The 18584-nt window shown below is 64.7% G+C and carries 12 protein-coding genes; 7 read left to right on the top strand and 5 right to left on the bottom strand.

Annotation, left to right across the window (positions count from 1 at the left end):
- Positions 1 to 66: 66 nt before the first annotated feature.
- On the bottom strand, positions 67 to 1065 hold the full coding sequence (locus tag ACX80Z_RS04575; RefSeq protein ID WP_459315152.1) for an aldo/keto reductase: 999 nt from the start codon (positions 1063 to 1065) through the stop codon (positions 67 to 69).
- Positions 1066 to 1279: 214 nt separating this feature from the next.
- Here ACX80Z_RS04575 and betT point away from each other — a divergent pair, with 214 nt between their 5' ends.
- The 3 genes from betT to ACX80Z_RS04560 are packed head-to-tail and all read left to right on the top strand — an operon-like array spanning position 1280 to position 6494.
- Positions 1280 to 3409: a choline BCCT transporter BetT gene (gene betT, locus ACX80Z_RS04570; protein WP_116778400.1), complete on the top strand. Its 2130-nt coding sequence runs from the start codon at positions 1280 to 1282 to the stop codon at positions 3407 to 3409.
- Positions 3406 to 4893 carry an aldehyde dehydrogenase family protein gene (locus ACX80Z_RS04565; RefSeq protein WP_459315043.1) on the top strand — a complete coding sequence of 496 codons (1488 nt, stop codon included), beginning with the start codon at positions 3406 to 3408 and terminating at the stop codon, positions 4891 to 4893. Before betT ends, ACX80Z_RS04565 begins: the two co-directional genes overlap by 4 nt.
- Before the next feature lie 2 nt (positions 4894 to 4895).
- Positions 4896 to 6494: a GMC family oxidoreductase gene (locus tag ACX80Z_RS04560; RefSeq protein ID WP_459315042.1), complete on the top strand. Its 1599-nt coding sequence runs from the start codon at positions 4896 to 4898 to the stop codon at positions 6492 to 6494.
- A 29-nt stretch (positions 6495 to 6523) separates the two neighbouring features.
- Here ACX80Z_RS04560 and ACX80Z_RS04555 read toward each other — a convergent pair whose 3' ends face one another.
- On the bottom strand, positions 6524 to 7432 hold the full coding sequence (locus ACX80Z_RS04555) for a GGDEF domain-containing response regulator (RefSeq protein WP_459315151.1): 909 nt from the start codon (positions 7430 to 7432) through the stop codon (positions 6524 to 6526).
- Between the two features lie 5 nt (positions 7433 to 7437).
- A complete protein-coding gene (locus ACX80Z_RS04550) occupies positions 7438 to 10857 on the bottom strand; it encodes a hybrid sensor histidine kinase/response regulator (RefSeq protein ID WP_459315041.1) in 3420 nt (1139 codons plus the stop codon).
- A 158-nt stretch (positions 10858 to 11015) separates the two neighbouring features.
- Here ACX80Z_RS04550 and ACX80Z_RS04545 point away from each other — a divergent pair, with 158 nt between their 5' ends.
- A complete protein-coding gene (locus ACX80Z_RS04545; RefSeq protein WP_459315040.1) occupies positions 11016 to 12947 on the top strand; it encodes a penicillin-binding transpeptidase domain-containing protein in 1932 nt (643 codons plus the stop codon).
- On the opposite strand, the gene ACX80Z_RS04540 is transcribed toward ACX80Z_RS04545, so the two are convergent.
- Positions 12948 to 13349, bottom strand: a complete 402-nt coding sequence (locus ACX80Z_RS04540; RefSeq protein ID WP_459315039.1) for a YccF domain-containing protein — start codon at positions 13347 to 13349, stop codon at positions 12948 to 12950.
- 121 nt (positions 13350 to 13470) lie between these two features.
- Entirely contained in the window at positions 13471 to 15153 is a 1683-nt protein-coding gene (locus tag ACX80Z_RS04535; RefSeq protein ID WP_459315038.1) for a DEAD/DEAH box helicase, read from the bottom strand.
- Positions 15154 to 15457: 304 nt separating this feature from the next.
- On the opposite strand from ACX80Z_RS04535, the gene ACX80Z_RS04530 reads away from it, so the two are divergent.
- From ACX80Z_RS04530 to trmB, 3 genes are all read left to right on the top strand, one after another.
- Entirely contained in the window at positions 15458 to 16696 is a 1239-nt protein-coding gene (locus tag ACX80Z_RS04530; protein WP_459315037.1) for a M20 metallopeptidase family protein, read from the top strand.
- 78 nt (positions 16697 to 16774) lie between these two features.
- Positions 16775 to 17551 carry a type 1 glutamine amidotransferase domain-containing protein gene (locus tag ACX80Z_RS04525; protein ID WP_019482191.1) on the top strand — a complete coding sequence of 259 codons (777 nt, stop codon included), beginning with the start codon at positions 16775 to 16777 and terminating at the stop codon, positions 17549 to 17551.
- A 142-nt stretch (positions 17552 to 17693) separates the two neighbouring features.
- A complete protein-coding gene (trmB, locus tag ACX80Z_RS04520; protein ID WP_019482192.1) occupies positions 17694 to 18578 on the top strand; it encodes a tRNA (guanosine(46)-N7)-methyltransferase TrmB in 885 nt (294 codons plus the stop codon).
- Positions 18579 to 18584 lie beyond the last annotated feature (6 nt).

Raw genomic sequence — 18584 nt, 5'->3', positions numbered from 1 at the left:
GCTGACAGCAGACAGGTCCTGCACCGGCCCCCAGTAGAGCACCGCCAGGCGTTGACTGGTAGGGCCCTAAGCCTCTCTTCCCTGAGAGACCCAGGACCGGTCGGCGCTGCGGTCACCCACCACCAGCGCAGCCGCACCGTCCAGCACATCAAGGTGCGCGGCGGACAGCACCATGGCGGTGGCGCCGGCGTTTTCCTCGACACGTTCCGGCTTCCGGGTGCCGGGGATAGGAACTACTGGCAGCCCAAACCGGCGGCCCTGAGCAGCGAGCCAGGCGAGGGCAACCTGTGCGGCAGTGGCACCCGTGTCCGCGGCAACCGTTTGGACCGCCTCCACCACGGCTGCATTGGCGGTCAGTGCGTCGGTAGCGAACCGTGGCACCCGATGGCGGAAGTCGCCGTCGCCAAGCGTTGCTGCCTGGACTGTGCCGGTCAAAAAGCCGCGCCCCAGCGGAGAGTAGGGAACAAATCCCACCCCCAGCTGCGCAGCCATCGGAACCACGAACGTCTCGACGTCACGGCTCCAGATTGACCATTCGCTTTGGACTGCTGCAATAGGGTGAACGGCGTGGGCTGCCTGCAGTTCGTCTGCGGTGACCTCTGACAGGCCGAGGTGGCGCACTTTGCCAGCGGTGACCAGCTCTGCCATTGCACCCACCGTTTCCTCGATCGGGACGCGGGTGTCCCGCCGGTGCATGTAGTACAGATCAATGGCGTCGGTGCCGAGCCGACTCAGGCTCGCGTCCGCTGCGTCCCTCACATACCGGGCGTCACCACGAATCCCCGAGTACCCCTGTGAGGGGCTGCCGATCAGCCCGAACTTGGTAGCCACTTCGACCTCGTCGCGTCGATGGCGCAGCAGCTGTGAGATCAGCGCCTCGTTGCTTCCTGCACCGTAGATATCCGCGGTGTCAATGAACGTGACCCCGATATCCACCGCATGATTCAACGTCGCCGATGCCTGACTCTCATCCAGGCCCCCGTAAACCTCGGTCAATGCCATGCCACCAAAACCCTGGGCACTGACAGTAAAACCGCTGGCAAGTTCAATCCGCGAAACTGTCATAGTCATAGTCATAACCCTTAGCCCTATGCGCTCCTGAATCAAGAGTTCGGTTGCAGATCGGTCACGAACCACTGATTCGCTGGTAATTTTGATTCTACGACTTGGGGGGAGAAGACCAGGTTGGTAGCGTTGACAGGCCCGTCGCACCCTTACCCTCGCATAACCTGCACAGTTCAGTTGTAGTCCGACGCGGCGTCGATCAACGATTAGGCAGATGATGAGTCAAGAGATCAAAGCACGGCCGGACTCCCCCGGCGAGCCGAATTCAGAACCCAAAACCAGAGTCAACAAGACGGTCTTCATCGGCTCGGCCGTCGGCATTCTGGCAATCACCGTCTGGGCCATCGTCGCCCCGGTAAACGCCGCAGCAGTCATTGGCACCCTGGTCACCTGGGTGTCAGTCAATATGGGCTGGTATTACTTCCTGATCGTCACCCTCGTGGTCATTTTCGTTCTGGTCGCGGCGCTTTCCAGAGTCGGGAAGGTCAGGCTCGGGCCGGACCACTCCAAACCACAGTTCAGCATGTTCACCTGGGCTTCGATGCTGTTCGCCGCCGGCATTGGCATCGACCTGATGTTTTTCTCGGTGGCTGAGCCAATCACCCAGTACCTCGCACCGCCCCAGGGCTCGGGTGAAACAGTTGAAGCCGCGCGACAGGCTATGGTCTGGACCCTCTTCCACTACGGGATTACCGGCTGGGCACTGTATGCCCTGATGGGTCTGGCTCTTGGCTTTTTTGCCTACCGCCACAATCTGCCCCTCAGCATCCGTTCGGCGCTGTACCCCATCTTCGGGAAGAAGGTGGAAGGCCCAATCGGACACACCGTGGATATTGCAGCGCTGCTCGGCACCATTTTCGGCATCGCCACGTCCCTGGGCATCGGCGTCGTGCAGCTCAATTACGGGCTGACCCTCATGTTCGGGCTGCCGGAAAACCTCGCAGTCCAGATCGGTCTCATCGCCGTCGCCGTCGTGATGGCAGTGGTTTCAACGGTGTCGGGGGTCGAAAAGGGCATCAGACGCCTGTCCGAGCTGAACGTGCTGCTGGCCGCCGCCCTCATGCTGTTCATCCTCGTCGCCGGCAAGACCAGTTTCCTGCTGGACGGGATCATCCAGAACACCGGCGACGTCCTCAGCCAGTTCCCCGGCATGACCATGGATACGTTCGCCTATGACCGTCCCGACGAGTGGTTGAGCTGGTGGACGCTGTTCTTCTGGGCCTGGTGGATCGCCTGGGCACCCTTCGTCGGACTCTTCCTGGCACGCATTTCCCGAGGCCGCACCATCAGGCAGTTCGTCCTGGGCGTGATGATCGTGCCGTTCACGTTCATCCTGCTGTGGATCTCGATCTTCGGTAACAGCGCACTGGACATTGTGATGGGCGGTAACGCCGAGTTCGGCGAAGTGGGGATGAACAATCCGGAGCGGGCCTTCTACGGACTGCTGGAACAGTATCCAATGGCTCCGCTGATCATCGCGATTGCTACCTTCACGGGTCTGCTCTTCTACGTCACCAGCGCCGATTCCGGTGCGCTGGTGATGGCCAACTTCACCTCCCACCTCAAGGACGCCAACTCCGACGGCCCGAAGTGGCTCCGGGTGTTCTGGGCGCTGGTGACCGGTGCCCTCACCCTCGCCATGCTGTCCGTCGGCGGGGTCCTGACCCTCCAAAACGCGACGGTGGTAATGGGGCTGCCGCTTTCCATCCTGCTGCTGTTCATCATGTACGGGCTTTACAAGGCTCTTAAAGTGGAAAGCTCGCGGATGGATAGTTACCGGACTTCCCTACCGGGGATCATCTCCAGCAGATCCGGTAGCGAAGCCCGCGGTGGCCGCAGTTGGCGCCAACGACTCGCCCATGTCCTGACCTATCCGGGACGCAAACAGGCCCAGCGGTTCATCGACGAGGTGGCCCTTCCCGCACTCCAGGAGGTTCACGATGAACTCGCCGCGCAGGGCGCCGACGTCACCCTGACCGCCGGCAACGCTGGTCCGGGTGGGGTTGGACAGGTAGACCTGTCGGTCAGCCTGGGCAGCGAACGCGCGTTCAAGTACCAGGTCTACCCCGTGCAGTACGACACTCCGTCCTATGCGCTGAGGAGCGCCTCGACGGCGGACAAGTACTACCGCATGGAAGTCTTCTCCCTCGAGGGAAGCAACGGGTACGACCTCCTGGGTTACACCAAGGAGCAGGTCATCACCGATGTGCTGGATCACTACGAGACACATCTGGAATTCCTGCACAGCAACCGCGCCTCGCCCGGCAACACCGCAATCACCGAGGATCATTTGGCCTCGGACAACTGGGAATCCGATTTCACCAACCCCGAGGAGCGTTCATGAGTACCGCAACACTGTTTATTGATGGCACCTGGGTACCCGCTTCGGACGGTGGTACCCGGGAGATCCGCTGCCCGGCTGACGGCGCACTGGTGGGCACGGTATCCGAAGGGACCGCCGACGACGCCGCTGCAGCCATCGCTGCCGCACGCTCGGCGTTCGACCGTGGCGAGTGGGCCGCCGTTCCCGCACCCGAGCGCGGTGACTTCCTGTTGAAGGTTGCTGCCCGCCTGCGGGAGCGCAAGGCCGAGTTTGCGCGCGCCGAAACCATGGATACGGGGAAGCGTCTGGTCGAGAGTGAGATCGACATGGATGACATCATTGGCTGCTTCACCTACTTCGGGAAGCTCGCCGGTCAGAACCAGGGCCGGCTGGTGGACCCCGGAAACGCCGCAGTGGTCAGCCGGATCGAGTACGAGCCGGTCGGCGTCTGCGCCCTGATCTCGCCCTGGAACTATCCGCTGCTGCAGTCCGCCTGGAAGATTGCCCCCGCGCTGGCGGCCGGCTGTACTTTCGTTCTCAAGCCCAGCGAGCTCACCCCCCACACCTGCATGCTCATGATGGATGTGCTGGACGAGCTCGGACTGCCCAAGGGGGTGGCAAACCTGGTGCTCGGCGCCGGGGCCACCGTCGGGGCGCCGCTCTCGGAGCACGCCGACATCGACCTGGTCTCCTTCACCGGGGGGCTTGAAACCGGCAAACGGATTGCCGCAGCTGCATCGGCAACCGTCAAGAAGGTGGCACTGGAACTCGGGGGCAAGAATCCCAACATCATCTTCGCCGACGCCGACTTCGACGCTGCCCTGGACAACGCGCTGAACGCTGCGTTTGTGCACTCGGGACAGGTGTGCTCGGCCGGTGCCCGGCTGATCGTCGAGGAACCAATCGCTGAACGCTTCGTCGATGAACTGGTGCGGCGCGCACAGTTGATCAAGCTCGGCGGTCCCTTCGATGAGAACGCAGAAACCGGTCCGTTGATCTCCGCGGCTCACCGTGACAAGGTCACCAGCTACGTCGACAAGGGCGTCGCTGAGGGGGCACGGCTCCGCTGCGGCGGCACCTGGGGCACCGGGGACCTGGAAAAGGGCTTCTACTACACCCCGACGGTGCTCGACCAGGTCAAGCGGGGCATGTCGGTGGTAGTCGATGAGGCCTTCGGCCCGGTGGTCACTGTCGAGACGTTCAACGGTGAGGAGGAGGCCGTGGCGATCGGCAATGACACCCATTACGGTCTCGCCGGAGCGGTCTGGAGCCAGGACGCAGGGAAGTCCCAGCGGATCGCCAGGCGCCTGCGCCACGGCACCATTTGGATCAACGACTTCCACCCCTACCTGCCGCAGGCCGAGTGGGGCGGGTTCGGGCAGTCAGGTGTCGGACGTGAACTCGGGCCGACCGGCCTGTCCGAATACCAGGAGGCCAAGCACATTTACCACAACATCGATCCGCAGGTAACCGGCTGGTTTGCGGACCGTAAAGAGGAGCAGTAACCGTGTCTGATCAAATAGCAGCGACTGGCCACTTCGAGAAGACAGCATTCGATTACATCGTCGTGGGTGGCGGTTCGGCTGGCGCCGCCGTCGCGGCCCGCCTGAGCGAGGACCCGACCGTACAGGTAGCGCTGGTCGAGGCGGGCCCCGACGACCGGGGTGTTGACCAGATCCTCCGCCTTGACCGGTGGATGGAACTGCTGGAATCCGGATACGACTGGGACTACCCCATCGAGCCGCAGGAAAACGGTAACTCCTTCATGCGGCATGCCCGCGCCAAGGTGATGGGCGGCTGCTCCAGCCACAACTCCTGTATCGCCTTCTGGGCGCCCCGGGAGGACATCGATGAGTGGGAAACGAAGTTCGGGGCGGAGGGATGGAACTCCGATACCGCCTATGCCCTCTACCAGCGGCTGGAAACCAACGAGGACGCCGGTCCGGACGCTCCTCACCACGGTGATGCGGGACCCGTGCACCTGATGAACATTCCGGCGTCGGACCCTTCGGGCAAGGCACTGCTTGACGCCTGTGAACAGGCTGGTATCCCACGGGTCCACTTCAACACGGGTGCGACGGTGATCAATGGTGCCAGTTTCTTCCAGATCAACCGGCAGGCCGACGGCACCCGCGCTTCGTCCTCGGTGTCGTATATCCACCCGATCATGGAACGGCCCAACTTCACCTTGCTTACCGGCCTGCGGGCGCGGGAACTGAGGTTCGACGCGGACAACCGGTGCACCGGCCTCGACGTCGTTGACTCCTCCTTCGGGCGGACCCACGCGCTCACCGCACGGTCAGAAGTGATCCTGTCGGCTGGAGCCATCGATTCTCCGAAAGTGCTCATGCTGTCGGGCATCGGCCCGGCGGAGCACCTCGCAGCGCACGGCATCGACGTCCGGGTGGACTCCCCCGGGGTGGGCGAACACCTCCAGGACCACCCTGAGGGTGTCATCCAGTGGGAAGCCAAGCAGCCGATGCCTGAAACGTCCACCCAGTGGTGGGAAATTGGTATCTTCACCACCACTGAAGACGGGCTGGACCGGCCCGACCTGATGTTCCACTACGGTTCTGTACCCTTCGACATGCACACCCTGCGGCACGGGTACCCCACCACCGACAACGGGTTCTGCCTGACCCCGAATGTCACGCATGCCCGGTCACGCGGAACGGTCCGGTTGCGCAGCCGTGACTACCGGGACAAACCAATGGTGGATCCTCGCTATTTCACCGATCCCCACGACATGCGGGTGATGATCGCCGGTATCCGGAAGGCTCGGGACATTGTCGCCCAGCCGGCCATGGCGGAGTGGGCAGGACGTGAACTGTACCCGGGCGGGGACGTGCAGACTGATGACGAAATTGCCGACTATATCCGGAAAACCCACAACACTGTCTACCACCCCGCCGGTACGGTGCGGATGGGAGCCGTGGCCGATGAGCTGTCACCCCTTGACCCTCAGCTGCGGGTGAAAGGCGTGACCGGGCTGCGCGTCGCAGACGCATCGGTGATGCCGGAACTCACCACCGTGAACCCGAACATCACCACCATGATGATCGGCGAACGGTGCGCGGATCTGATCAGGCAGGCCCGGGCGGAGTAGGGCCACGCACGCTCCGGGCCGGGCTTCCCCTAGCCGGTCCGGAGCGAGCTGGCGACCCGATTCCGGCCGGCCGCCTTCGCCGAGTACAGGGCGTCGTCGGCTTCCTTCAAAAGTTGTCCGCTGCTCACCGCATGGTCAGCGGTAAAGGTTGAGATCCCGGCGCTGATTGTCAGCACCCGCAACGGGTTGCCGGTATGCGCAATGGCCAGTGACTCAATCCCCGAGCGGATCCGCTCAACCGCAACCTCGGCGTCGTGCGCGCCCTGATCGGGCAGGATCAGCAGGAATTCCTCGCCGCCGTACCGGTACACACCGTCGGTGTCCCGTGACAGCAGGGTGAGAGTCCTGGCTACCGCCTTCAGCGCTTCATCACCCGCCGGATGCCCCTGCAGATCATTGAAGCTCTTGAAGTAGTCAACGTCGCACAGCGCCAGGGAATACTGTCCGCCGTAACGTTGGCTCCGGTTATGCAGGAGTTCGAGGTCTTCGGTCAGTTTCAACCGGTTGTCCACCCTGGTGAGCGGATCGGTTCTCGCCTGCCGGGTGAGTTCCTGCCGGTACTTTCCAAGCTGAGAATGCAGCGCGGTCACGCGGAGCGCCACCAGCAGTCGGGTGCGAAGCGTGAAGGGATCCAGCGGTTTGGTGACATAGTCGTCGGCGCCGGCTTCCATCCCCGCCAGCACGGCGTCCTGGGAGCCGAAAGACGTGAGCAAGACCAGGTAGGTGTAGGTGTCCTCCTCGGCGCTGCGAATTGCCTTACACAGTTCCAGCCCGTTCATGCCGGGCATCATCCAGTCGGTGACGACCACCTGGGGCTGATACCGCTGGAACAGGTCCCAGGCGGCGTCCCCGTTGGTTGCCGACAGGCACTCGTAGCCAGCCTGTTCCACCACGGCCTTGGCGACCATCAATGATCCCGGGTCGTCGTCGACCACCATCACCTTCACGGGGCTCCTCTCACGGAGTCGGCCAGGGCCAGGGAGACCAACTCCAGTTCTGCCGCCAGCTCTTCAATCCTTGCAGGGTGTGTCTCCGCGTCGGCAACCGCATCATTTTCGAGTTCGCCGCAGAGGGCCGCGACGCCGTCGGCGCCAATGTTAGCGGCAGCGCCCCTGAGCTTGTGCGCCGCGTCCCGCAGCCCTGTCCCCTGTTCGATTGCCCGTCTAAGCGCGGCCAGATCGGCGGGGACCCCTTCAAGGAAGGCGGCTGCTGCAGCGGGCAGCACTCCCCACCCGTCGGCTGCGCCGAGCCCGCGGAGTAGCTCCAGCCGGGCTGGATCCACCACCTGCCGCGGTGTGGCAGCCGGACCGGGTTCCACTGCTGCTGCCGCGGACGGCGACGCCGGAAGGGTTGGCGCGCTGACCGCCGGCGCTGGCACGCCGGGGGTGTGCACCCAGCGCAGCAGAGTGGTCTGCAGCAGCGCCAGATCAACCGGTTTGGCGAGGTAGTCATCCATTCCCGCGGCGCGGCACCGTTCACGATCCTCGCTAAGCGCGCCAGCGGTCATGGCGATGATCGGCAGGTGCGCACCCTCACGACCGCGGATGGCACGGGTAGCTTCGAACCCATCCATCACCGGCATGTGGCAGTCCATCAGGACCGCCGCGTAGGTTTCGTGGGAGGTAGCCTTCACCGCTTCGGCGCCGTCGCCCACCAGGTCCACCCGGTACCCCAGCTTCAGGAGCATCGATTCCGCGACCAGCTGGTTCACCGCATTGTCCTCAACCACCAGGATGCGTACATTCGGACCATCCTGGGCATCCTGTAGCTGGACGGTGCGGGAGTGGATGGCTTCCGCTACCGGTTCAGCGTCGGTGTGGGTCATCAAATGCATCAGCCGGTCGTAGAGCGCCGAGCTGCGAACCGGTTTAGTCAACCATTCAGACACTCCGGCAGCGGCGAGCCGGTCGCGGTCGATATGCCCGATGGAGGTGAGCAGGATCAACCGGGTGGCGGCCAGCTCGGGGTGGCTGCTGATTGCCTCAGCCAGGTCGACCCCGTTGATATCCGGCATACGCATATCCAGCACCGCGATGTCGAAAGGCTCTCCGGCGTGGGCTGCTGCGAAGAGTCGTTCCAGCGCCGCCTCACCGCTGTCGACGGCAGTTGCCTTCATCCGCCAGGACCCGAGCTGCGATTCGAGGACCAGCCGGTTGGTTGCATTATCGTCGACCACCAGCACTTTCAGCTCGTCGAGCAGACTGGATTCGGGTGCTGCGGGGACCAGGGATCCTTCCAGCGGCAGCGTGAACCAGAAGGTGCTGCCAGCCCCCAGGGTGCTGTCGACCCCAATGGTCCCGCCCATCGCCTCAGTCAGCCGACGCGAAATGGCGAGGCCCAACCCCGTCCCCCCATACCTGCGGGTTGTTGAAGCATCGGCCTGCGCGAAGGATTCGAACAATCTCTCGTGGTCGGCGGCCTCCACCCCGATGCCCGTGTCCTGCACCTCAAACCGGATCCTTGGCCGTCCGTCACCGGATGCGTCGGCTGGGTCCTCGCGATACACCCGGATGGCGATCTCTCCGGCCGCGGTGAACTTCACCGCGTTCGAGAGCAGATTGAGCAACACCTGCCGGATCCGGCCGGCGTCGCCAATCAGCTGCGCTGGCACCTCGGGGAGGCAGTATGCAATCAGTTCCAGGTTCTTCTGCCGCGCACCCTCCGCGAGGAGGCCAGCGACCTCGTCGATGAGGGTGCGTGGGTCAAAGGATTCCATCTCCAGGTTGATCCGGCCGGCTTCGAGTTTCGAGAAGTCGAGGATGTCGTTGATCAGCAGCAGCAAGGACTCGCCGGCACCCTTGACACCCTGGGCATACTGCCGCTGGGTCGCATCCAGTGGCGTATCCAGCAACAACCCGGTCAGTCCGATCACCCCGTTCATGGGGGTCCGGATTTCGTGGCTCATGGTCGCCAGAAATTCGGATTTCAGCCGGGTCGCCTCGAGCGCGGCTTCCCGGGCATTGAGCAACTCGGTCTCCGCCGCGCGCCGCTCGCTGATGTCCTGAGCAATTGTCGCCAGCCCACGCATCACCCCATCCGTGAACACCGGGGATATAGTCATTGCGACCTGCACTACTGAGCCGTCGCTGCGTAAACGCTCCGTTTCGAAACTATGGCCCTCACCGCTGGCTGCCACGAGCGCCTGCGCGGCGTCATTCGCTGCATGTGCCGACGCCGGGACGAAGAAACCCTTGTCCCGGCCTATAGTGTCCGCCGCTGGATACCCGAAAACTCTTTCCGCACCGGGATTCCAGCTGACGATCTTGCCGTCGGGAGTGCAGCCGAAGATGGCGTCCGACGACGACGTCACGATCGCGCCGAGACCCTCCAGTTCCGCTGTGCGCGCGGCCACCTGATCCGCCAATCCGCGGGTCAGCGTGACGTTCTCAACGACGATCAGGACCTGGCGGATCACCAACAAGACAAGGGCGACGACGCCGATCCCCAGCTGGACCGGATACGTACCGTCGACTGCCGTATATCCGGCGACGACGATCGCGACCACCACTGGAGCGTAGGGGACCAGCTCCAGGGCGACGGCGTAGCGGTGCCGGTCGGCACCAGTTCTTGGCCGGCGCGGCACCAGGGGTGCGACGGCGATCAGCGTGAAGGCCAGCATCCAGCCGATCGTGAGCGGCGATCCGGTGACGCCGGTGACGCCCTCGAACGTGAGCCGTACGTACACGCTGTCGGTGATGGCCAGCACCAGCAGGCCGCCGCCCATGCAGAACCACCGGAGCCGGTCGCCGACCGGCCGCCGAATCCCCAGCACGAGCACCAGGGAAATGATGATGACGTCCACCACCGGGTAGGAGGTAGCGGTGAGCTGGCCTTCGACCCCCTGGCTGGATGACCGGTGGGCGGGGCCGAGGACCGTCGCCCAGCTGATGAACAGGACGGTTGCTGCGATCACCCCACCGTCCAGCAGCGTATGGAGGCCGGACACCAGCGTTGCTGGCGGCCGGGGGAAGAAGAAGAGGGCGGCTGTTGCCGGTATGGCGTAGCCAATGAACCCAATGTCGGCTATCGAAGGAAAGGGATACAGGTGGTCGCGGGTCACCCCGAAATAGGTCCAGGCCGCCATGCCGCCGAACCAGACGAGCGTCGCCGTCGCCAGCAACCACCAGGCTTTGGCGGATTCCTTGTCGCGGCATGCGGCGACGGCGCAACTGACGGCGGCCGCCAGGCTGAAGAGGAGGAGGCTGATGTTTCCGACATGCTGGGCCAGATCTTCGCCGCTGTTGGCGACCAGGTAGCTCCCAACGGCTGCTGCCACGGCCAGCCCAGCACCTGCCAGCCACCACAATCCCGCGCCCGCTTCCGTCGGCGAATACTGCTGGTCGTCAACGACGGAAGTGCCCACGGGGATCCTTTCAGAGCGGCTCGGCAGCTCCGTGCTTCGATAACTTCTAGTTACTCTAACCTCTGGTCGGGTGCTCCCCGGCACTTCGACCGCAGTGTCATCCGAATGTGACTGCCGGTGGGACCTCGGCGACTCCGCGGGTACGTAATAATGACTCAATGGGGAACTTCACACGTCACACAGCTGTCCTGGCCGTTGCAGCGCTTGCCCTCGGTCTCACCGCCTGCACCGATGACCGTCCGACAGCGAACGACGCCGCCGCCGCCTTCGCCGAAGGCCTCAGCACCCTCGATGTCGCCGGCTCCGCGTTCACCACCGGGTCGGTGGAGACGGTCAATGCGGACCTTGCCGCCATCACCGCCGCCCTCGACCCGCTGACGCCGTCGGTCTCCGTCGGCGAGGTGGAGTCCGCTTCCGAAGACCAGGCCACCGCGCAGTTAAACCACGTGTGGGATGTGGATGAAAGCGACGAGGACTGGACCTACTCCACCACCGTCGAGCTGTCGCGAACCGACGACGTGTGGCAGGTGGTCTGGGATCCGGCTGTCGCAGTTGAGGGGTTGGCTGCCGGCGAAGTATTGGCGATCTCGTCGGTCCCGGCGGCCCGCGGTGACATCCTCGGCGCCGACGGTCAGGTGCTCGTGACTGACCGTCCGGTCCTCCGCATCGGTCTCGACAAAACCCAGCTCAAGGAAGAGCAGCTCGCAGGATCCGCGCAGGACCTCGCCGGCCTTGTCGGAGTGGACCCGGCGGCCTTCACCAGCCAGGTGGAAGGGGCGGGTCCGGAGGCTTTCGTGGAGGCGATTGTCCTGCGCGATGACGCCTCACGCACCATAACGGATGACGAGCTCGACGCCGTTCCCGGCGTCCTGGCCCTCCCTGACGAACTTGCCCTCGCCCCCACCCGCACCTTCGCCAGGGAGCTGCTGGGGTCGGTGGGCCAGGCCAGCGCGGAGCTGATTGAGCAGTCCGGCGCCGAGCTGGAAGCCGGGGACGTCACCGGGTTGTCCGGCCTGCAGTTGCAGCACAATGACCAGCTGGCCGGCACCCCCGGCCTGACCATCACGGCGACCCCCGCTGAGCCGGCCGACGGCGTCGAAGCCCGACCCCTCTTCGAGAAAGATCCGGTGGCTGGTGAGCCCCTGAACATTACCGTTGATCAGTCGCTGCAGGCCCTTGCCGAAGAGGTGCTTGAGGAGGAACCGTCGGCGTCGGCAATCGTTGCGGTGCGTCCCTCCACCGGTGAGATCCTCACGGTCGCCAATGGCCCCGGCAGTGCCGGTCTGCAGACCGCACTGTTGGGTCAGTACGCCCCCGGGTCGACGTTCAAGGTTGCCACCTCGCTGGCCTTGCTCCGCGAAGGGTTTACCCCGGAATCTTCCACCCAGTGCACCGAGGAACTGGTGGTCGATGGCCGGTCCTTCAACAACGCCAGCACTTACCCTGCAGCGTTCCTTGGCGATATCCCGCTGTTGCAGACCTTCGCCCAGTCCTGTAACACCGGTTTCATTGCCACCCGCGACGTCGTTTCGCAGGAAAAACTGGCGGCCGCCGCTGCAGATCTCGGCGTGGGGGTCGAAGCGTCGATCGGTATTCCAGCGTTCTTCGGTTCGGTGCCCGAAACTGCAGAAGGCACCGCCCACGCTGCGTCGATGATCGGCCAGGGGGAGGTCCTCGTTTCGCCCCTGGCCCTCGCCGTCATGACTGCGAGCGTGGGGGCAGGTGAGCGTGTTACCCCGACCCTGCTCGCCGCCGATCCGGCCGGGGATGTCACCGGGGCCGACTCGTCGCCGTCGCCGGCGGGGACGCCCGGTGCACTCACCGTCGAGGAGGCGGGAACGCTGCAAACCCTGATGGCCGCCGTCGTGGCCGAAGGCGGCGCCACGGTGCTGGCCGATGTGCCGGGCGATCCGGTGCTCGCCAAGACCGGTACCGCCGAGTTTGGTAACGAGGACCCACCGCGGACCCACGCGTGGATCGTTGCGTTGCAGGGCGACCTCGCGGTCGCGGTGTTCGTGGAGGAAGGCGACCTGGGTTCGACGTCCGGCGGGCCGCTGATGGCTGCTTTCCTGCGCGGCGCCGCGGAGTAGCTAGCGGAGCTGCGGGACCCTGGTACCGCGCGTCTCGACGATTTCCTTGCCGAGCGGTGTCAGCGAAACCGGGATCATCTTCAGGTTCGCGATGCCGAGTGGGATCCCAATGATGCTGATAAACATGGGAATGGCGGTCAGGACGTGCCCGATGGCCAGCCAGATGCCAGCGACAACAATCCAGATGACGTTGCCGAGCGTCGACAGGGTTGATGCTCGGCCGCCCCGGTCCACTATCGTGCGGCCGAAGGGCCAGATGGCGTAGGCGGCGATCCTGAAGGATGCAATGCCGAAGGGGATGGTCACGATCAGCAGGCAGCAAATCACACCGGCGAGGACGTATCCCAGGGCTAGCCAGATGCCGCCGAAAATCAGCCAGATGACGTTCAGTATTGCGTTCATGGTTTCAATCTTCCTTCATTGCGCACGTTGGGTCCATGGGCGGCCCTCCCGACAAACAAACAGTGCCCCTCCCGCATGGGGAAGGGCACTGTTTGTTTGTCGACGGTTCAGCGTCTACCAGCTAGTTGCTGCGGCGATCGTTTGATGCAGGTGCAGTGGCACGGCGCGGCCCTGACGGGCGACGTCCGGCACCGGTCGACGGGGTGTGGTTGCGCTGGTTGCCTGGCTCCTGCTTGGCCCCTGATGTGCTGGAGCGGTGAGCGGACTTGCCCTGCGGAGCGACGTCGGCTGCCCGGGCGCCACTGGCGGGACGACGGGTGCGGTTACCGCCACCGTTGCCTGAGCCGGCTGGACGGTCGTCGTCGCGACGGCGTGCGCCGCCGGTGGTTGCGCCAGCCGAAGCGCCGGTCTGGCCGCCGAAGCGGGCTCCGCGGGGCTGATCCTGCCGGCGGTCTGACCGGTTACCTGGCTCGGCTGCAACGCGTCCGCGTCCACCACGTCCACCGCGGCCACCCGTTGACGGTGCTGCCGTGCCGCGGCGCTTGCGCTGGGCATTGGCTCCAGTGGAGGTACCGCCCCCACGCTGTGCCTCGCGGGATGCGACCAGCGACGCCCGGGTGCGGGGGTCAATCTTCTCCGCGACATCACCGATCAGCTTGCCGACCAGCGGTGAGGTGGCTTTCACGTTCTCGAAGGCGACGTCAACGCCTGCGGCGCGCATCAGCTTCTGCACCTCGGACTTCTGCTCCGGCAGGGTGATCGTGACGACGGTCCCTGACGAACCGGCGCGGGCGGTACGGCCCGAGCGGTGCAGGTATGCCTTGTGTTCGGTGGGTGGGTCCACGTGGACCACCAGTTCGACGTCGTCCACGTGCACACCGCGGGCGGCGACGTCGGTGGCGACCAGAACGCGCACGTCGCCGGAGGAGAACTCGGCGAGGTTCCGGTCACGGGCGTTCTGCGACAGGTTGCCGTGCAGATCGACGGCCGGGATGCCGGCGTCGGTCAGGGTCTTGGCCAGTTTACGGGCGTGGTGCTTGGTACGCATGAAGAGCAGACGACGTCCGCTCCCTGAGGCGAGCTGAACGATCAGCTGCTTCTTCTGGGTCTGGTCGCCGACCAGCAGCACGTGGTGCTCCATGGTGGTCACCGAGGCCTGGGGGTCATCGACCGAGTGGGTCAAGGGGTTGGTCAGGTACCGCTGCACGAGCTTGTCCACGCCGTTGTCCAGGGTGGCCGAGAACAGCAGGCGCTGGCCTTCCTTGGGCGTGGTGTCCAGGAGCTTCTTCACGACGGGAAGGAAGCCCAGGTCAGCCATGTGGTCGGCCTCGTCCAGGACGGTGATTTCCACGGCGTCGAGGGTGATGAGCTTCTGGCGCATCAGGTCCTCAAGACGGCCGGGGCAGGCGATGACGATGTCGACGCCGGCGCGGAGCGCCTTCTCCTGGCGGGCCTGGGAGACGCCGCCGTAGATGACCGTGGTGTTCAGCCCGAGCACTGTGGCCAGCGGCTCAATGGTGGCGTTGATCTGGGTGGCGAGCTCGCGGGTCGGGGCGAGGACCAGGGCCAGGGGGCGACCGGGCTTCCGGCGGTAGGCGGCTTCCTGCTCGGCGAGCCGGGCCACCATGGGCAGCGCGAAGGCGAGGGTCTTACCGGAGCCGGTGCGGCCACGGCCAAGCACGTCGCGGCCAGCCAGGGTGTCCGGCAGGGTTTTGACCTGGATGGGGAACGGTTCGGTGATTCCCTGGGCAGTAAGGGTTTGGACCAGAGCCTTGGGCACACCGAGTGCAGCAAAAGTAGTCATGTAGGTACACGAACTTTCTTCTCATCTTCCCCACGAATCGGTTGACGCGAGGGGTTCGCCGAGGAAAAGTCAGACAGTGTCAACCGCGCTCACAATGTTGGGAGCTCAAATGCGGGACAAAAGAATGCGTTCATCGACGCAAGCTGCGATCGTTTTCCAGCACAGTTGAAGTGATCCCAACCAAGCCGACACGCAGACAAGTACCCCAACTCTATCAGCGAAAGCTGTCCTGGATTTGCGTTGGGGGCGGTTTGGCCGTGGACTGTGGGTGGAAGTGACTGACACCACAGCTATCGGGGGACCCATGACACACTTCGCTGAGACGGTACTCGCCGAAGCTCACGGCATCCAGGACGACCTGGTGCGCCTGCGCCACCGTCTGCACCAGGAGCCGGAGATCGGCCTGCAGCTGCCCCGCACCCAGGAGAAGGTGCTCGAGGCTCTTGACGGCCTGCCCTACGAAATCACCCTGGGCCGGGACACCACCTCGGTGACCGCTGTGCTCCGTGGCCAGGGCGCCTACTCGTCAGCCGACAAGCCGGTGGTCCTCCTGCGCGGAGACATGGATGCCCTGCCCGTCCAGGAGCAGACGGGAGTGGGGTACACCTCGACTATTGACGGGGCCATGCATGCGTGCGGCCACGACCTGCACACCTCGATGCTCGCCGGTGCCGCCACCCTCCTGGCCGAGCGGCGGGCTCAACTCGCCGGCGACGTCGTCCTCATGTTCCAGCCGGGAGAGGAAGGGTTCGACGGCGCAGGGGTGATGATCCGCGAGGGAGTGCTCGAGGTGGCCGGGCGGCTGCCCGACGCCGCATATGGGCTGCACGTCATGTCGGCGCTGGAATCCAATGGCCGGTTGGCGACGCGCCCCGGCACGCTGATGTCGGCGTCGGATGGGCTCTCGGTGACCGTGCATGGAGCCGGCGGGCACGGCTCCGCCCCGCATCTGGCGAAGGATCCCATCACCGCCGCAGCGGAGATGGTGACCGCCCTGCAGGTGATGATTACCCGGCAGTTCAACATGTTCGATCCGGTGGTGGTGACCGTTGGGGTGCTCAGGGCTGGCACCAAACGCAATGTGATCCCCGAGTCGGCCATGTTTGAGGCGACGGTCAGGACGTTCTCGGAGGCAAACCGGGAAAAGCTGCAGCACGTGATCCCGCGGCTTCTGGCGGGCATTGCCGCCGCCCACGGGGTTGAGGTGACCGTTGACTACTCGACCGAATATCCGTTGACCGTCACCGACGACGACGAGACGGTGCGGGCGGAATCGGTCATCGCCGACCTGTTTGGCTCGGAACGGTACAGCAGAATGGCCCAGCCGCTGAGCGGATCCGAGGACTTCTCGCGGATCCTGGCAGCGGTACCGGGCAGTTTCGTCTTCCTGTCCGCGGCGACGCCCGGCTCCGATCCGCTGAAGAGTGCCTTCAACCATTCTCCGTATGCGACGTTCGACGACAATGTGCTGGGCGACGGTGCAGCCCTGTACACGCAGCTGGCGCTGGCGCGGATCGCCGAACTGGCCGCCGTCGTGAGCTGACTGGGGCCTCCGCCCGGCGCGAGGTGCGCTGCCAGTGCTCCTCGCCTAGGGTGGAAATAACGACTAGAGGAGCACTCAATGAAAAAAGTCCTACTTGTACTGACCAGCGTTTCCGAACTCGGCGACACCGGCGAGAAGACCGGCTACAACGTGGCCGAGGCTGCTCATCCATGGAAGGTTTTCAAGGATTCGGGTCACTTCGTTGACTTCGCTTCCATCAAGGGTGGCGTCCCGCCCCGCGACGAGGTCGACACATCCGACCCGATCCAGGTGGCCTTCACCGAGGACGAGACCACCAAGGCCGGCCTGTACAACACGGCACGGGTCGACGTCGTTGATCCTTCGCAGTACGACGCCGTTTACCTGGTCGGCGGGCACGGCACCATGTGGGACTTCCCGGACAGCGAGGGTCTGCAGAAGCTTGTTGCCAGCGTGTACAACGCTGGCGGAGTGGTCGGAGCCGTTTGCCACGGCCCCGCCGGCCTGCTGAACGTAGAGCTGGAAAATGGCCTGCGCCTGGTCGAAGGCAAGCGCGTTGCGGCGTTCACCAACGATGAGGAAGTCGCCGCCGACAAGGACAAGATCATTCCGTTCTTCCTGGCTGACCGCCTTGAGGAGCAGGGTGCCACCCATGTTTCGGCTGGTGTCTTCGAGGAGAAGGTCATTGTCGACGAGCGTCTGGTGACCGGCCAGAACCCGGCCTCCGCCGGTGGGGTTGCCAAGGAGATGGAGAAGCTCCTCGCGGAGGTCATCCACCAGGAGAAGGCTGAAGAGCAGGACGAGTCCGAAGCTCTGCGGGCCGAGAAGGACGCTGAGAAGGCGGCAGCGGCCGCGGCAGCCGAGTCGGACCACTAGGCTCCCTCATTTAGGGCCCCGTTTTCCTGGGGCCGCGTTTTCTGGGACGCGCCCGCTGAGAGTGTTGGATTGACCCGCTTGTCCGGGGTCGTTCTGACACTCACTGCGGGCGCGTTTCGTTCGCTTGGATACGCTTAGAACAATGAGCACTAACCCAGCAGCCCCCACTCCACCAGCCGAGCAGCACCTGTCCCAGCCGGTTTCCTTCGTCCGGAGGGGATCGCGCCTCCAAGGCCGGCGCCGCCAGGCGTGGGCGGAACTCGACGGCTTCGTGGTCGACGTCCCACGCAGCACCATGGCCGACACTTCAGTGGATCCCGAGTACCGGTTCGACGCCGCAGCCGAGTTCGACCGTGACGCACCCCTCGTCGTCGAAGTCGGTTCGGGCCTCGGCGAAGCGATCACCCACGCCGCCGAGCTGCAGCCGGACTTCAACTTCCTGGCGCTGGAAGTCTACAAACCGGGCCTCGCCCAGACCCTGCTGCGGATCGAGCAGAAGGGGCTCACCAACGTTCGGATCGCGCAGGCCAACGCGGCCGAGGCCCTCGCCACCATGCTGCCGGAAGGATCCGTCAGCGAACTCTGGGTATTCTTCCCCGACCCCTGGCACAAAACCCGCCACCGGAAGCGCCGCCTGGTCAAAGCGGACTTCGCCGACGTCGCGGCACGAGTGCTCGCACCGGGCGGCCTCTGGCGGCTGGCAACCGACTGGTCCGACTACGCCGTGCAGATGCGCGACGTCCTGGACGCGTCAGATGATTTCACCAACGCGCACGACGGCGAACGCACCGGCGCGGACAGCCCCCTCACCCAGGTGTGGGAAAGCGGGGTGGAACTGGTGGTCGGCGGAGCCCCGGTCAGGGAAGGGAAAGACCCCGTCAGCACCGGAAACACCGGAGTCAATGAGGGAATCGACACCCGCGGCGGGTGGGCCCCCCGCTTTGACGGCCGAATCCTCACCAGCTTCGAGAACAAGGCCCACGAGGCCGGCAGGATGATCTTTGACCTGACCTATCGTCGGGTTTAGGCGAGC

Source organism: Arthrobacter sp. TMT4-20, assembly GCF_054510775.1.
Note: the sequence above shows the minus strand (reverse complement) of the source record. Positions and strands in the feature narration are given on the sequence as shown.

Excerpts from the sequence above, each read along its gene's own strand:
- ACX80Z_RS04530 (WP_459315037.1), top strand. The coding sequence starts at position 15,458 with ATGACACACTTCGCTGAGACGGTACTCGCCGAAGCTCACGGCATCCAG.
- ACX80Z_RS04535 (WP_459315038.1), bottom strand. The coding sequence starts at position 15,153 with ATGACTACTTTTGCTGCACTCGGTGTGCCCAAGGCTCTGGTCCAAACC.
- ACX80Z_RS04545 (WP_459315040.1), top strand. The coding sequence starts at position 11,016 with ATGGGGAACTTCACACGTCACACAGCTGTCCTGGCCGTTGCAGCGCTT.
- ACX80Z_RS04555 (WP_459315151.1), bottom strand. The coding sequence starts at position 7,432 with ATGGTGGTCGACGACGACCCGGGATCATTGATGGTCGCCAAGGCCGTG.
- ACX80Z_RS04525 (WP_019482191.1), top strand. The coding sequence starts at position 16,775 with ATGAAAAAAGTCCTACTTGTACTGACCAGCGTTTCCGAACTCGGCGAC.
- ACX80Z_RS04565 (WP_459315043.1), top strand. The coding sequence starts at position 3,406 with ATGAGTACCGCAACACTGTTTATTGATGGCACCTGGGTACCCGCTTCG.
- trmB (WP_019482192.1), top strand. The coding sequence starts at position 17,694 with ATGAGCACTAACCCAGCAGCCCCCACTCCACCAGCCGAGCAGCACCTG.
- ACX80Z_RS04540 (WP_459315039.1), bottom strand. The coding sequence starts at position 13,349 with ATGAACGCAATACTGAACGTCATCTGGCTGATTTTCGGCGGCATCTGG.
- ACX80Z_RS04575 (WP_459315152.1), bottom strand. The coding sequence starts at position 1,065 with ATGACAGTTTCGCGGATTGAACTTGCCAGCGGTTTTACTGTCAGTGCC.
- betT (WP_116778400.1), top strand. The coding sequence starts at position 1,280 with ATGATGAGTCAAGAGATCAAAGCACGGCCGGACTCCCCCGGCGAGCCG.